Source organism: Rhodococcus sp. WMMA185 (assembly GCF_001767395.1).
In the GTDB taxonomy this organism is placed as follows: Bacteria; Actinomycetota; Actinomycetes; order Mycobacteriales; family Mycobacteriaceae; genus Rhodococcus_F.
Genome location: NZ_CP017014.1, coordinates 1,992,501 through 2,006,572 on the forward strand (window position 1 = coordinate 1,992,501; position 14,072 = coordinate 2,006,572).

Below are 14,072 nucleotides of genomic sequence, written 5' to 3' on the forward strand. Positions count from 1 at the left end.
GGCCGCAAGTGTCCGTTGCGCCTCGCGGGCATGTGGTCGCTCTGCGGTCGCAATCTCGAGTTCCGCCAGTTCCTCTGCCGAGAGGAAGGTGAACCAGCGCAGGTACTTGATCACGTCCGCATCGCTGGTGTTCACGAAGTACTGGTACCAGGCGTAAGGACTCGTCATGTCCGGGTCGAGCCACAGGCTTCCGCCCCCAGTCGACTTTCCGAACTTCTTGCCGTCGGCCGAGGTCACCAGTGGAACTGTGAGGCCGTGAACCGATTCCGCGTCCACGCGCCGGTTCAGTTCGACACCGGCGATGATGTTCCCCCACTGGTCGGATCCACCGACCTGCAACGTGCACCCATGATTTCGGCGTAGTTGTAGGTAGTCATTCGCCTGCAGCAACATGTAGCTGAACTCGGTGTAAGACATGCCGTCGGATTCGAGGCGACGTCTCACGGTGTCCCTGGCCAGCATCACGTTGACCGAGAAGTGTTTGCCGATGTCACGCAGAAAATCGATCGCCGACAGTTTGCCGGTCCAGTTCATGTTGTTCTCGATGATCGCCCCGCTCGCGGAGTCGTCGAAGTCCACGAATCGCTCGAGTTGTCCTCGAATCCGGTCTGCCCACTCCGCCACCGTGTCGGCGGAGTTCAGCGTGCGCTCACCGACGTCGCGTGGATCACCGATCAAACCAGTTGCCCCGCCAGCAAGGACAATAGGACGATTGCCCGCGCGCTGGAACCGCTTCAGCGCCAGCAGCGGCACCAGATGGCCGGCGTGCAGACTGGGCCCGGTCGGATCGAACCCCGCATACAACGTGACCGGCCCGGCATCGAGATCACGGCGCAACGCGTCCAGATCGGTTGATTGGGCAATGAGTCCACGCCAGGTCAGTTCATCGATGATGTTCTCAGTCACGCTTTGATCATCCCATTCACCACTCGACGACCCGCGCACGCGGGCTTCTGCGGTACGCGGAGACCGACTCGGACTCCGGGATCCAGAAGCGCCACGGTCGGCCGGCCGCAGCGCTGACCCCGACGCGTGGGCCGCTGACCCAATTGCTCGCCGCGCCTACTTCGAACCGCACAGGCGAATCGGCTGAGAACAGTGCCGCGCCGTTCTCGGCGAGCGTTATACCCGCAGCGGAAGCCAGATTGCCGGGGCCTCGCGCCCAATCGGCGGGTCGTGCGGCGAGGGGCCGTCGGGCCCGAACCGTCTCACTGCCACCCTGAACTTCACCCGCCCGCAAGAGCACGCCTCCCGCGTTTCCCACCGGTCCGTACGAGATGTTCATGCAGTGGTGCATCCCATAGCTGCGGTAGACGTACAGGTGACCCGCCGGGCCGAACATCACGTCATTCCGAGGCGTCTTGCCCCGATACGAGTGGGACGCAGGATCGGGCCACGGGCCGTCTCTTTCCCCGCCGTACGCCTCCACCTCGACGATGCGAATGCGGACGTCGCCGACGATCAACGTGGACCCGAGGACGACCATCGCGGCGTCGATCGGATCGGCCCTGGCAAGTCGTTCGGCGCTCACCTATCGATTCTCCACAACCGTTGACGCCGGTACCGGTGCTGCAGTATCAGGCCTCCGGGCCGCTATCGGCGCCGTCGGGCTGACCAAGATTGCCCTGGCCCCTCGCGAGGAGTGACTCGTGCTCCTCGGCGTCCACGTCTCGCGCTTCGTCGATGAGGAGGACGGGGATCCCATTCTCGATGGGATACGCCCGCCTCAGCCTGGGGTTGTACAGCAACTCCTCTCCAACCAGCAACAGAGGTCCCTTGTCCTGCGGGCACGCCAGAATGCCGAGCAGTGTCGCATCTAGAGCCACGTAGGGTCCTCTCCAACCGTTCGGGATGAGCAGTGTCAGGTTACCGCGCCACGGCCTTCGTGGCCGAACCCGCCCGCAAACCTGCAACCACAGCCTTCGTCAACCGCTTGTACTGCTGCGAGTCCGGATCCAGATACCACGCACGCGTTCCCGGCTTCGGCAGCCCGCGTTCGCGCAAAACCTCAGCATTCGGTCGGTACGAGGACCCCAATGGGATGTCTTCCACCGCATGAACGATGTCGGGTCGCAACTCGAGCGGGAGCGCGGCGAGGGTTTCGCTGATCTCGGCCACCCGCGGCACACGACCGTCGAACGAGGTGAACGCTGCAACAGCCAGAGTCTTACCGCTAGCCTCCACCCCGTACGCCACCGCCAGATCGACTCTGTTGGCAGACACCAGGGCATCGACGATCGGTTGTGTGAAGACGGGGCCTCTCGAAGTCGCGATCACGGTCCTTCTGTGATCGACCAGCCAGTAGTCCCCGTCCGCATCGCGGCGGAAGAGATGCTCCGTCGGAATCCAAGCATCTCCCGCAGCGAAGATTCCTCGAATCGCGCCGCCCGACACCTCCGCATGAACGCCCGCCCGGCCGAGAAGCAGACCGACCTCATCGTCCTTGCATTGGCGGATGAATCCCTTCTCATCCTCGATCAGACGACCCGCGATCGGATCGAAGGCGGCGAGTCGCACATCCGCGCTGCCTGGAAGCGGCCGCCCCTTGGCTCCCACCTTCACGCCTGCGACGTTCGCGAGAACCACATCCCCCTCGGTGGACGCGTAGAACTCGAGGACTTTCGCGGGCGCGAATTTCTCGGTCGTCCTGCGCCACAACCCCTTCGGCATGCCTGAGCCGATAAAGAGCCTGACGGGATGGCCTCCGTCGTGGGCGATGCTGTCCACGTCGAGGATCTCGCGCATCATCGTCCACGTGTAACTGACCACTGTCACGCCGTAGCGGTGAACCTCTTCGTCGAACCGCTCGGGGTCGAGTCCGCGTGTGAGCGCAAGCCTCGAACCGCCGGCCAGCGCACCACCAATCGCGGCAAGCAGACTCGACGCATGATGCAGTGGAGCGAGGCAGTACACAGTGTCACCGCGATCGAGATCTGCAGCCGACGCGGTTCCGAATGCAGACAGGGCCCACCGGTAGTTGGTGATCCGCTTCATCTCCCACTGCCCATTGGACTCACTGCAGATGATGAACGCCAACTCCCGGGCAACGCCGGAGTCGGGCCGGTACCAGCCCGGCACGGCCACCGCGTCGGGATCGATCTGCTCGAGATCCACGACGTCAGACGACGGATCCACGTCGAGGCTGCGCACGTCTCCACCGCCGAGCACGAGGATCTGCATTCCGGTCGCGATCACCGAGTCCAGATTTTCTGGGTCGGTCACGATACGTTCGACGCCGTTGCCTCGAAGAGGAGTCCCTAGAGTCCCTAGTTCCTTTCCCGGAGGCAGCAGAACGGCCACGGCACCCAGGCGGGACAGAGCGGCGATCGCGACGAGCGCGCTCGGGCGCGTGTGCATCATGACGCCGACACGGGCTGCGGGGCGAACACCGGACTGGATCAGACCGCGAACCACATTGTCGATCCGCTGGTTCACCGCCTCGTAGGTGTGGACGCAGTTGTCGAACAGGAAGCACTCCCCATTGGGTGCCTTCCTGCGCTGCTCTGCCAGCAACCTGCTCAAGGAAATTTGAGTGTGCGGCTGAATCTGATCCAACCGTGCCAGGCGAGGCAGAGCCCGAGTCGCCTCGCCGGACAGTTCCACCGTTCCCCGCAGCGCGTCCGAGGCGAAACCGCTGATTCCCTTACCGACACCGACTCCGACCTCGGCGACCGATGCCACGGTGTGAATGATGCGATCGCTGACGGAGACACCGGATTCGCGGCGCAGATTCTTGTCGCAGCGCATCAGCGACAGGTCGGAAGGCCGCGCTCCGAGTCCCTCGTTCCACAGCACCCACTGTCCGGCAGTCGGCCACGTGCGGGTAGCCGCGGAAGAACCGACGACCAATCCGAAATGCCCCGCCCGCAAGGTCGATTCGTACACTTTCGCGCGTGGGGCGGCTCTTCGGATACCTCGGACCGCCGCCGGTTGCCCGATATCGTCGACCTCACCGACGAACGCCAGGATGGGGCAGGTCAGTTCCGCGAGCGATACAACCTGGTCCTTGACCACAAACCCGCCGGTGATCATGCGGTTGTGCGCGATGAACTGTTTGAGCAATTCCGCGACCGCCGGGCCGGACCATGCCACCCACCCGTCGGACGCGAGGAATCGTCGTTGTTGTTCCCGCGGAAGCAATGCCTCCCTGTCATGGAGTTGCATGACGAAGTCCACTCGCGACTTGAGGGTCTTGACCGGGTCGAGGAGTTGAAAACCCGTGCGTGCCATCCAGCCCGACACCGCGAGTCGGTTGAAGACGTGATCGGCGAGAAAGTCAGCGGCGTCGGTCGCGATTCCGGCGGGGATGCCGAACGGAAGTCCAGCGAGCGTGTCGACCGGAGCCCCGAACGTGACCAGGCTCGCAATGTTGCGACTGCGGCGGTACGCGGCAGCCTGGTAGGCGAACATTCCGCCCTGCGAGTATCCAGAGAGATGGACGTCACGGCCGGTGTGGGCGTGAACCTGGTCGATGATCTCGCTGATCGCAATCACGTGATCGGCGAGATTGCGATCCCAGCCGCCCTCTTCGGAATCCGGGGATCCGAAGTCGACGACCCACGGGTCGATGCCCATATCGTGCAGGATGCCGACGGCACCCTGATCCCGAGTCACGTCGTAGACGTCCGCGGACATCATCATGGGCGGGACGAGGACGATCGGTGGTCCTGCCTCAGCGGCATCGGTATCGGGAAAGTACCGCCGAAGCCGATACATCGGTGATCGTTCGATCACCTCGAACGGTGAGTTCGTGAGACCGGTCTCGAGCCCACCGAGACGAACCACCTCCAACCCGTTCTGCGCCGTTGCCACCACACGACGGATCGTGCCCATGACCGATTCGGTCGTCGATCCCACGGATACTCCCCCCAGACTCTCTCAAGTACTGACGAACGCCTAACAGCGGCCCGCCCCTACATTACTGCGCCCGTACACATCACGCCGCACTCAGATCAGAGAATTGATGTGCTCAACGACACCACTCGCGCAGTGACCCAGATCGCCGACGAATCCCGCCGAGTTGATCGGCCACACGAATAGCGGCCGTACCGCCACGGGCGCTGCGCGATGCGATCGAACCCTCGACGGTGAGCACCTCTCGCACGTCCGGAGTGAGGGCCGGGTCGACCGCCGCCAGTTCGTCGTCTGTCAGGTCTTCGAGCCCGGCTCCACGCGCTTCGGCAACGCGGACGCAGGCCCCCGCTGCCTCATGCGCGACTCTGAACGGGACACCCTGGCGCACCAACCATTCAGCGATATCCGTCGCGAGCGTGAAGCCCGCGGGCGCCAGCTCCGCCATTCGATCGGTGTGGAATTCGAGCGTGGAGACCAATCCGGTGATTGCCGGCAGCAACAGTTCGAGTTGCGCGACCGAATCGAATACCGGCTCCTTGTCCTCTTGCAGGTCCCTGTTGTATGCGAGCGGTTGCGCCTTCAACGTGGCCAGCAGCCCGGTCAGGTTTCCGATCAGCCGACCGGACTTCCCGCGCGTCAGCTCTGACACATCTGGATTCTTCTTCTGCGGCATGATCGAGGAACCGGTCGACCAGGCGTCGGCGAGCGTGATGTAGCCGAATTCAGGAGTGCTCCAGAGGATGATCTCCTCTGCCATTCGGGACAGGTCCACTCCGATCATTGCCAGGACGAACGCCGCCTCGGCCGCAAAATCCCGCGACGATGTGGCATCGATCGAGTTCTCGGCCGCCGAGTCGAAGTTCAACTCGTCCGCGATCGCATCCGGGTCGAGCCCGAGCGAGGAACCCGCGAGCGCGCCGGAACCGTAGGGCGACACGGCCGCCCGCTTGTCGAGGTCCCGCAGCCGCTCTACATCTCGCAGCAGCGGATGCGTGTGCGCGAGCAAGTGGTGCGCCAGAAGCACCGGCTGCGCCGCCTGCAGGTGCGTCTTGCCGGGCATCACGGCGTCCGGGTGTGCCGCCGCCTGCGTGGCAAGGGCGTCGACGATGTCGAGGACACCAGCAGCGACACGACGGACGGCATCACGCAGCCACATCCGGAACAGCGTGGCGACCTGGTCGTTGCGCGAGCGCCCCGCCCGTAGCCGTCCCCCTACCTCGGGGCCGACACGGTCGATCAATCCACGCTCGAGCGCACCGTGCACGTCCTCGTCGGACTCGGCGGGGACGAACGCCCCGCTCCGAACATCCTCGGCGAGCCGTGCCAGTCCGTCGAGCATGGTCGCGAGGTCGGCGTCACTGAGCAGCCCGGCCTTGTGCAGCACGCGCGCGTGCGCCTGCGAAGCCCTCACGTCGTACGGGGCCAGTGCCCAGTCGAAATGCGTGGACTTGCTCAGCGCTGCCATGGCGGCGGCCGGCCCTGACTCGAACCGCCCACCCCACAGCGCCCCTTCGACGGTGGCGCCTTCTCGGGAGGTGTCCTCGGTGTCGCCCTGCGCGGACATGGCTACAGGCCCAAATCGCGCTTGGCCGCGACCTTGGAGGACAGGCCGTGGATATTGACGAATCCCTTGGCGTACGACTGGTCGAAGGTGTCACCCTCGTCGTAGGTGGCCAGATTGAAGTCGTAGAGGGACTCGGAGCTGCGGCGGCCGTTGACTGTGATCGCCCCGCCGTGCAGGAACAGACGGATGTCGCCGGTGACCCGCTCCTGGGTCTTCTGCACGAACGCGTCCAGCGCGGTTTTCAGCGGCGAGAACCACAGGCCGTCGTAGACCAGCTCACTCCACCGCTGCTCCATCTGACGCTTGTAGCGGCCCAGCTCGCGCTCGAGAGTGACGTGCTCGAGCTCCTGATGCGCGTTGATGAGCACCATCGCACCCGGAGCCTCGTAGACCTCCCGGCTCTTGATGCCGACGAGACGATCCTCGACCACGTCCAAGCGACCGACACCCTGCGCGCCTGCACGGCGGTTGAGCTCCTGGATCGCCTCGAGCACCGAGACCGGCCGACCATCGATGGCAACGGGCTTGCCCGCCTCGAAACTGACGATCAGCTCGTCAGGGCTGTTCCAGTTGAGCGTCGGGTCCTGCGTGTAGTCGTAGACGTCCTTGGTGGGGGCGTTCCACAGGTCCTCGAGGAATCCCGTCTCGACCGCACGGCCCCATACGTTCTGGTCGATCGAAAACGGTGAGCGCTTGGTGACGTTGATCGGAATGTTGTTCTCCTCGGCGAAGGAGATGGCCTTCTCACGGGTCCATGCGTAGTCGCGGACCGGAGCGATGACCTCGAGATCGGGTGCGAGGGCACCGAATCCCACCTCGAAGCGCACCTGGTCGTTACCCTTGCCGGTGCAGCCGTGGGAGACGACAGTGCCGCCGTGGTCGCGTGCGGCCTTCACGATGTGCTTGACGATCAGCGGCCGGCTGATGGCCGACACCAACGGGTAGCGGTCCATGTAGAGCGCGTTGGCCTGGATCGTCGGCAAGCAGTACTCGTCGGCGAACTCGTCGCGGGCATCCACCACGACCGACTCGACAGCACCGCAGTCGAGGGCACGCTGACGCACGACCTCCATGTCCTCGCCGCCCTGGCCGAGATCGATGGCAACGGCGACGACTTCCTTGCCCGTCTCCTTGGCGATCCAGCTGATGGCGACTGAGGTGTCCAGCCCGCCTGAATAGGCGAGTACGACGCGATCGGACATGGTCCTTGTGCTCCTTAGGTTGACTATCTGTAAAGACGATTGAAGTTGTCAGGCGAGAAGTTCGATCTTGGCGGCGAGTTCAGCTCCGCTCAGTGGTTCGCGGGCGACCACGAGAATGGTGTCATCCCCGGCGATGGTCCCCACGACGTCGGGAAGTGACGCCCGATCGAGGGCACTCGCCAGGTAGTGCGCCGCCCCCGGGGGAGTTCGCAACACCGCCAAATTGCCACTGGAATCCGTGGACACCAGCAATTCCCCGAGTAGCCGCGAAAGTCGATCCGTCCCACCTGAGACGCCACGGACGGGATTCCCGTCCTCGGGCACCATGTACACCCCGGCGCCACCGTCCGCGGCCCGGAGTTTCACGGCGCCAAGTTCTTCCAGGTCACGCGACAACGTGGCCTGGGTTGCGTCGATGCCCTCGGCAGCGAGCAGTGCCGCCAGTTCTGTCTGGCTGCGCACAGGGTTGTTCGAGAGGATCTCCACGATCCGCGCCTGTCGTCCGGCGCGTGTAGGCGCGGTGTTCACGGGCGTTCCACCGTTCGCTGCGCGAGCAGCCAGACCAGTAGCGCCTTCTGCGCGTGAAGGCGGTTCTCGGCCTCGTCCCACACGATGCTCTGCGGTCCGTCGAGCACCGCATCGGTGATCTCCTCACCGCGGTGAGCGGGTAGGCAGTGCAGAACCACTGCCTCGGAGTCGGCCTTCGCCAGCAGTTCCTCCCCGACCTGGAACGGACGGAACGGGCCCACACGGTCCAACCCGTCGTTTTCCTGCCCCATCGAAGTCCAGGTATCGGTCACCAGGGCGTCCGCGCCCACGACTGCCGACACAGGGTCGGCGGACAGAGTGATGGTGGCTCCGGTCTCGGCTGCTCGGGCACCGGCAGCCTCGAGCACCCACGGCAGTGGCTCGAACCCGTCGGGGCTCGCGATGGTGACGTCGATGCCAGCCGTCACTCCACCGAGCATCAGAGAGTGCGCCATGTTGTTGGCACCGTCACCGAGGTAGGTGAGCTTCAGCCCTTTCAGTGAACCCTTCCGCTCGGCGAGAGTCTGGAGGTCGGCGAGCACCTGGCAGGGGTGAAACTCGTCCGACAACGCGTTCACGACCGGGACGTCTGCTCCAGCGGCCATCGCCTCGAGCCTTTTCTGTCCGAAGGTCCGCCACACGACGGCGTCTACGTACCGTGACAGGACTCGGCCCGTGTCCTGCAGCGTTTCCTCACGGCCGAGTTGGGTACTGCGCCCGTCGACGACGACCGCGTGGCCGCCGAGTTGGGCGATACCCATCTCGAAGGAGAAACGTGTGCGGGTCGAGTTCTTCTCGAAGATCACGCCCACACCACGGGGACCCTCGAGGGGCCGTTCGGCGTATGGGTCCTTCTTCAACCTGGCTGCGAGTTCGAGAACCTCGGCCTGCTGCGCAGGTGTCAGGTCGTCGTCCCTGAGGAAGTGCTTCACCACGATCGTCACTGCTTTCCCGGCTTGACGGCCGATTGCGCGTTGTCGAGAATCGCGGGAAGATCCGCGATGAATCCTTCGGCCTGTTCGTCGGTGAGGACCAGTGGCGGGGCCAGTCGAACGACTCCGGGCTGGGCCGCGTTCACGAGGTAGCCGGCGCCTCGTGCGGACTTCTCGACCGCGGCCGCCAAGTCCTGTGTGAGGACTATGCCGAGGAGAAGGCCGGCGCCGCGGACGTGGTCGACGAGCGGGTGGCCGAGTCCCTCGATTCCGGCGGCAAGCGTCTTGCCGAGCGCGTCTGCCCGCGACAGCAGGTTCTCATCCGCGATCGTCTTCAATACCGCGAGCGCGGCCGATGCACAGACGGGGTTCCCGCCGAAAGTTGTACCGTGCTTGCCCGGGCCGAGCAGATCGGCAGCAGAACCGGTCGCGATGCAGGCACCGATCGGCATTCCGCCACCGAGTCCCTTGGCGAGGGTCATGACGTCGGGCACTATCCCGAAGGCCTGGTGCGCGTAGAACCAGCCTGTTCGGCCGATGCCGGTTTGCACCTCGTCGAGCACGAGCAGCGCACCACGGTCCGCGGTGATCTTCCGTGCTCCGGTGAGGTATCCCTCCGGGGGCACGACCACGCCTCCCTCACCGAGCATCGGCTCCAGAAAGACTGCCGCAGTGTCTGCATCGACCGCGCGGTCGAGTGCATCGAGGTCGCCGTACGGCACGTGCTCGACTCCAGGAGGCATCGGCTCGAAGGGGGCACGCTTCGCGGCCTGTCCCGTGAGCGCGAGGGCGCCCATCGTCCGGCCGTGGAAGGAGTTCTCAGCGGCGATGATCTTCGATCGGCCCGTGGCTCTCGCGAGCTTGAACGCTGCTTCGTTGGCCTCTGTGCCGGAGTTGCAGAGAAACACTCGCCCGGGCACACCCAGGTGGGAGAGCAACCTTTCGGCCAGTTCGATCGCCGGTTCGCTGGCGTACAGGTTCGACACGTGTCCGAGTGTCGAAAGTTGCGCGGTGACCGCCTCGATGATTGCCGGGTGTGCGTGTCCGAGGATGTTGACCGCGATGCCGGCGAGGAAGTCCACGTACTCCTTGCCGTCGGCGTCGGTCAGTACCGCACCCAGACCACGTGTGAGCGCCACGGGAGGAACGCCGTACGTGTTCATCACCGCACCGGACCAGCGTTGCTGCAGTTCCGGGGTTCCGGTCATGAGACAACTCCTTCGGTTGGTGAGGTCTGGATGGGCGTGGCTGTCTGGGAGGGCGTCACCATGGTGCCGATGCCCTTTCCGGTGAACAGTTCGAGAAGGACGGAATGCAGGACGCGACCGTCGATGACGTGTGCGGTGGGTACGCCTCCGCGGACCGCGCGCAGGCAGGCCTCCATCTTGGGCACCATGCCTGCATCGAGACTCGGTAGCAGTTGCGCCAGAGCGGCGGCATCGATCTCGGTGGCCAGCGAATCGCGGTCGGGCCAGTTGGTGTAGAGCCCTTCGACATCGGTGAGGACGACGAGTTTCTCGGCGCCGATGGCTTCGGCGAGCGCGGCGGCAGCGGTGTCGGCGTTGATGTTGTGCACCACACCGTCCGAGTCGGGGGCGATCGTGGAGACGACGGGGATCCGGCCGGCCGAGATCAGGTCGAGGACAGCCTCTGGGTTCACGGTCGTCACGTCGCCGACGAGACCGATGTCGGTCGGTCGTCCGTCGACGATCACTGTCCGCTTGGTCGCAGTGAACAGGTGTGCGTCCTCACCCGAGATCCCGACGGCGTAGGGACCGTGTGCGTTGATCAATCCGACCAGCTCGCGACCGACCTGACCGAACAGGACCATCCGGACCACCTCCATCACCTCCGGTGTGGTGACCCGAAATCCGCCCTTGAATTCGCCTGTCATGCCGAGTTTTCCGAGCATGGCCGTGATCTGTGGACCACCACCGTGCACAACGACCGGGTGGATTCCCACGGTCCGCAGAAATGCCATGTCGGCGGCGAACGCCTTCTTCAGCGCGTCGTCGATCATCGCGTTGCCGCCGTACTTGACCACCACGACCTTGTCGCGGAGTTGCTGTAGCCACGGCAGCGCATCCGCGAGGACGTGCGCCTTCTCGTGATCGGTGATTCCCTCGAGTGTCATGACGAGTAAGCCGAATTCTCTTCCACGTAGCCGTGCGAAAGGTCGGTTGTCCGGATGGTGACCGCATGCTCACCCACACCGAGATCGACGTCGAGGCTGATGTCGACTCCGCTCAGGTCCACTTCACGCGCGCCGGGCGTGCCGACACCGTCGACGCAGACGGGGGCGCCGTTGAACGACACGGCGATTCTGTTCGGGTCCAAGTCGATCGGCGCGACACCGATAGCCGCCAACACTCGCCCCCAGTTGGGGTCGGAACCGAACAGGGCAGTCTTGACCAGGCTGTCGCGGGCGATGGTTCGGGCACCGATCAGAGCGTCCTCCTCGCTGGCCGCACCGCCGACGGTGACCCGCACCCTCTTGGTGACACCCTCCGCGTCGGCCATCAGCTGATCGGCCAGGTCGCCGCAGACGGCGGCGACGGCGGCATCGAGTTCTTCCTGGGTGGGGGTGACACCGCTGGCTCCGGACGACAAGAGCAACACCGTGTCGTTGGTCGACGTCGCACCATCGACATCGAGTCGATCGAAGGTGACCCGGGTGGCCGCGCGCAATGCGGTGTCGAGCTGTTCGGCCGTCGCGACCGCGTCGGTGGTGATTACGCACAGCATTGTGGCAAGCGCCGGTGCAAGCATCCCTGCACCCTTGGCCATTCCGCCCACGTTCCACTTGTCTGCGTGATGGAGCGCGGCCTGTTTCGCAACCGTGTCCGTCGTCATGATCGCGTGCGCGGCGTCTGTGCCACCGGCGATACCGCCCGCAAGTTCGCGAACGGCCTCGGTGACGCCGGGTAGCAGCTTGTCCATGGGCAACCGATCACCGATCAGTCCGGTGGAGCAGACCGCTACCTCGATCGCCCCGGTTTCGGTTCCCCAGTTGCTCAGCGCCGACGCGACCTCCTCCGCTGTCCGGTGAGCATCCTGGAATCCACCCGCACCGGTGCAGGCGTTGGCCCCACCAGAGTTGAGCACCACTGCGCGCAGTCGGCCCGTAGTGAGCACTTGTTGCGACCAGAGCACGGGAGCAGCCTTCACCTTGTTGGTGGTGAAGACCCCGGCCGCCGAGAGATCCGGCCCCTCGTTGAAGACCAATGCCAGGTCCGCGCCGCCGTTGGCTTTGATTCCAGCCTCGATGCCGGACGCCCGGAACCCGGCGGGACCAGAGACTCCCTGATTGCGAATCAGCGTGCCACCGGCTACTTCCCGCGTCAGGTGCGTATCGATCGTGCTGCTACTGCTCATGGGGCAACTCCCACGGTCGAGAGACCGGCGGTCTCGGGTAGTCCAAGCGCAAGATTCATCGATTGCACCGCGCCTCCGGCGGTGCCCTTCGCCAGATTGTCGATCACCGCGACGACGACCACCTGACCAGCTTGTTCATCGACCGTCACCGCGATCTGGACCGCGTTGGATCCGATCACCGCCCCGGTCTGCGGGAGCACACCCGCAGGTAGAACGTGCACGAACGGCTCGTCCGCATAAGCCTTTTCGTAGATTGCCCGCACCTCGTCCTCGGTCGCTTCGGTGACCGCGGTGCAGGTGGCGAGGATGCCACGCGGCATCGGGGCGAGTACCGGGGTGAACGATACGGTGACTCGTTCACCGGCCAATTCGGACAGGTTCTGGATGATCTCCGGGGTGTGACGGTGAACGCCTCCGACACCGTAGGCGCGAACCGAGCCCATCACCTCGGAACCGAGCAGGTCGGCCTTGGCAGCGCGTCCAGCACCCGAAGTTCCGGTCACGGCGACGATCGTCACCCGAGGCTCGACCACACCGGCCGCGACCGCCGGAGCCATCGCCAGGCTCGCGACCGTCGGGAAACACCCGGGCACCGCGATACGAGTGGCACCGACCAGTCTTTCGCGGGCACCGGGGAGTTCGGGGAGTCCATAGGGCCAACTGCCGGCATGGGCAGTCTTGTAGTACCGCTCCCAGTCGTCCGCGTTCGTGAGCCGGAAATCGGCACCGCAATCGATGATGACCGAGGACTGCGGCAGCGCTTTCGCATACTGCGCCGAATTGCCGTGCGGCAGAGCAAGGAACACGACATCGTGTCCGGCAAGCGTCTCGACGGTGGTGTCTTCGAGTACGCGGCCCGCAAGCGGCTGAAGGTGCGGATGATGCGAGCCCAAGGTCGATCCGGAATTTCCGCCTGCCGTGAGTGCGCCGATGACGAGCGAGCCATCTGTGTACGAGGGATGCCCCAGCAGCAATCGCAGCACTTCGCCACCGGCGTAGCCACTTGCGCCGGCGACGGCAATCCTGATCGGTTCTCCCGATTGCTCAGTCATGCGAGGCTGCTCAGTCATACGAGTCATTATGCATCATCGTGCAAGCTAATACACACGGCGGTACCCCACACCTACGGATCAGGGTGTCACCGTTTGCCCAGCGACCGCCGAATCTCCTCGAGTTTGGCCTTCCCGGCCTTCTCCCGCGCTTCCCATTGCTCGTCGAGCGACTTGCCCGACGCGCTGTCGTGTGCGAGTTCCGAGGAGCCGATCGCAGTCGCCGCGCGCTCCTCGATCCGATCCCGTACTCGATCGAAGGTCGGAACACCGCCCGGCGTGTAGTCGGGATCCGGAATCCCGGTCGCCAGGTAAGGCAGAGCGTCGGCAGACGCAGGATCGTCCGACGAAATCTCGGGAGCGTGCGCGGCAACGGGACCCGCAGCTCCGACATCGGCCGCCGCCGCGAGCGCGCCGAGACCCGGACGGCCGGCAGCGACAGCACGCACCACCTCGAGGAACTCGGCGTCGGTCAATCGACTCGCCGCCGCCGCAACGTCGCGAACTCCGCTCATCACACCGCTCCTCGTCCCGGTCAGTTGAGCTGTCTCTCCCCCAAGGTTACGGG

The 14,072-nt window shown here is 64.9% G+C and carries 13 protein-coding genes (1 of these 13 only partly in view); all 13 read right to left on the reverse strand.

Annotation, left to right across the window (positions count from 1 at the left end):
• A protein-coding gene (gene tyrS, locus BFN03_RS08805) for a tyrosine--tRNA ligase (protein ID WP_070378695.1) crosses the window boundary here: on the reverse strand, positions 1-906 show its 5' portion. Its footprint begins 372 nt before the window's first position; 906 of the gene's 1,278 nt are visible here — the first part of the coding sequence; the start codon lies at positions 904-906; the stop codon falls past the left edge of the window.
• A gap of 16 nt (positions 907-922) precedes the next feature.
• Entirely contained in the window at positions 923-1,531 is a 609-nt protein-coding gene (locus tag BFN03_RS08810) for a DNA-3-methyladenine glycosylase (protein ID WP_070378696.1), read from the reverse strand.
• Positions 1,532-1,577: 46 nt separating this feature from the next.
• Positions 1,578-1,826: a Trm112 family protein gene (locus tag BFN03_RS08815; protein ID WP_070378697.1), complete on the reverse strand. Its 249-nt coding sequence runs from the start codon at positions 1,824-1,826 to the stop codon at positions 1,578-1,580.
• A gap of 40 nt (positions 1,827-1,866) precedes the next feature.
• Positions 1,867-4,833: an acyl-CoA synthetase gene (locus tag BFN03_RS08820; protein ID WP_070380753.1), complete on the reverse strand. Its 2,967-nt coding sequence runs from the start codon at positions 4,831-4,833 to the stop codon at positions 1,867-1,869.
• A 136-nt stretch (positions 4,834-4,969) separates the two neighbouring features.
• On the reverse strand, positions 4,970-6,418 hold the full coding sequence (gene argH, locus BFN03_RS08825) for an argininosuccinate lyase (protein WP_070378698.1): 1,449 nt from the start codon (positions 6,416-6,418) through the stop codon (positions 4,970-4,972).
• A gap of 2 nt (positions 6,419-6,420) precedes the next feature.
• Positions 6,421-7,620: an argininosuccinate synthase gene (locus BFN03_RS08830; RefSeq protein ID WP_070378699.1), complete on the reverse strand. Its 1,200-nt coding sequence runs from the start codon at positions 7,618-7,620 to the stop codon at positions 6,421-6,423.
• 48 nt (positions 7,621-7,668) lie between these two features.
• Positions 7,669-8,181: an arginine repressor gene (locus BFN03_RS08835; RefSeq protein ID WP_070380754.1), complete on the reverse strand. Its 513-nt coding sequence runs from the start codon at positions 8,179-8,181 to the stop codon at positions 7,669-7,671.
• Positions 8,145-9,092 (reverse strand): ornithine carbamoyltransferase, encoded by a 948-nt coding sequence (gene argF / locus BFN03_RS08840; RefSeq protein ID WP_070378700.1) that lies wholly within the window; start codon positions 9,090-9,092, stop codon positions 8,145-8,147. The genes BFN03_RS08835 and argF overlap by 37 nt, the downstream gene beginning before the upstream one ends.
• The gene (locus BFN03_RS08845) at positions 9,089-10,288 is read right to left on the reverse strand and encodes an acetylornithine transaminase (RefSeq protein ID WP_070378701.1); all 1,200 of its coding nucleotides are present in this window, start codon (positions 10,286-10,288) and stop codon (positions 9,089-9,091) included. Before BFN03_RS08845 ends, argF begins: the two co-directional genes overlap by 4 nt.
• Positions 10,285-11,214, reverse strand: coding sequence for an acetylglutamate kinase (gene argB / locus BFN03_RS08850; RefSeq protein WP_070378702.1), 930 nt, complete (start codon positions 11,212-11,214; stop codon positions 10,285-10,287). The genes BFN03_RS08845 and argB overlap by 4 nt, the downstream gene beginning before the upstream one ends.
• Positions 11,211-12,455, reverse strand: a complete 1,245-nt coding sequence (gene argJ / locus BFN03_RS08855) for a bifunctional glutamate N-acetyltransferase/amino-acid acetyltransferase ArgJ (RefSeq protein ID WP_070378703.1) — start codon at positions 12,453-12,455, stop codon at positions 11,211-11,213. Before argJ ends, argB begins: the two co-directional genes overlap by 4 nt.
• Complete coding sequence (gene argC / locus BFN03_RS08860; RefSeq protein WP_070378704.1) at positions 12,452-13,507, reverse strand: N-acetyl-gamma-glutamyl-phosphate reductase; 1,056 nt, start codon at positions 13,505-13,507, stop codon at positions 12,452-12,454. The genes argJ and argC overlap by 4 nt, the downstream gene beginning before the upstream one ends.
• An 86-nt stretch (positions 13,508-13,593) precedes the next feature.
• The gene (locus BFN03_RS08865; RefSeq protein ID WP_070378705.1) at positions 13,594-14,019 is read right to left on the reverse strand and encodes a hypothetical protein; all 426 of its coding nucleotides are present in this window, start codon (positions 14,017-14,019) and stop codon (positions 13,594-13,596) included.
• Positions 14,020-14,072 lie beyond the last annotated feature (53 nt).

Coding starts and splice junctions, on each gene's coding strand:
- BFN03_RS08820 (WP_070380753.1), bottom strand. CDS start 4,833: ATGGGCACGATCCGTCGTGTGGTGGCAACGGCGCAGAACGGGTTGGAG.
- argH (WP_070378698.1), bottom strand. CDS start 6,418: ATGTCCGCGCAGGGCGACACCGAGGACACCTCCCGAGAAGGCGCCACC.
- BFN03_RS08830 (WP_070378699.1), bottom strand. CDS start 7,620: ATGTCCGATCGCGTCGTACTCGCCTATTCAGGCGGGCTGGACACCTCA.
- BFN03_RS08845 (WP_070378701.1), bottom strand. CDS start 10,288: ATGACCGGAACCCCGGAACTGCAGCAACGCTGGTCCGGTGCGGTGATG.
- argB (WP_070378702.1), bottom strand. CDS start 11,214: ATGACACTCGAGGGAATCACCGATCACGAGAAGGCGCACGTCCTCGCG.
- argJ (WP_070378703.1), bottom strand. CDS start 12,455: ATGAGCAGTAGCAGCACGATCGATACGCACCTGACGCGGGAAGTAGCC.
- argC (WP_070378704.1), bottom strand. CDS start 13,507: ATGACTGAGCAATCGGGAGAACCGATCAGGATTGCCGTCGCCGGCGCA.
- BFN03_RS08865 (WP_070378705.1), bottom strand. CDS start 14,019: ATGAGCGGAGTTCGCGACGTTGCGGCGGCGGCGAGTCGATTGACCGAC.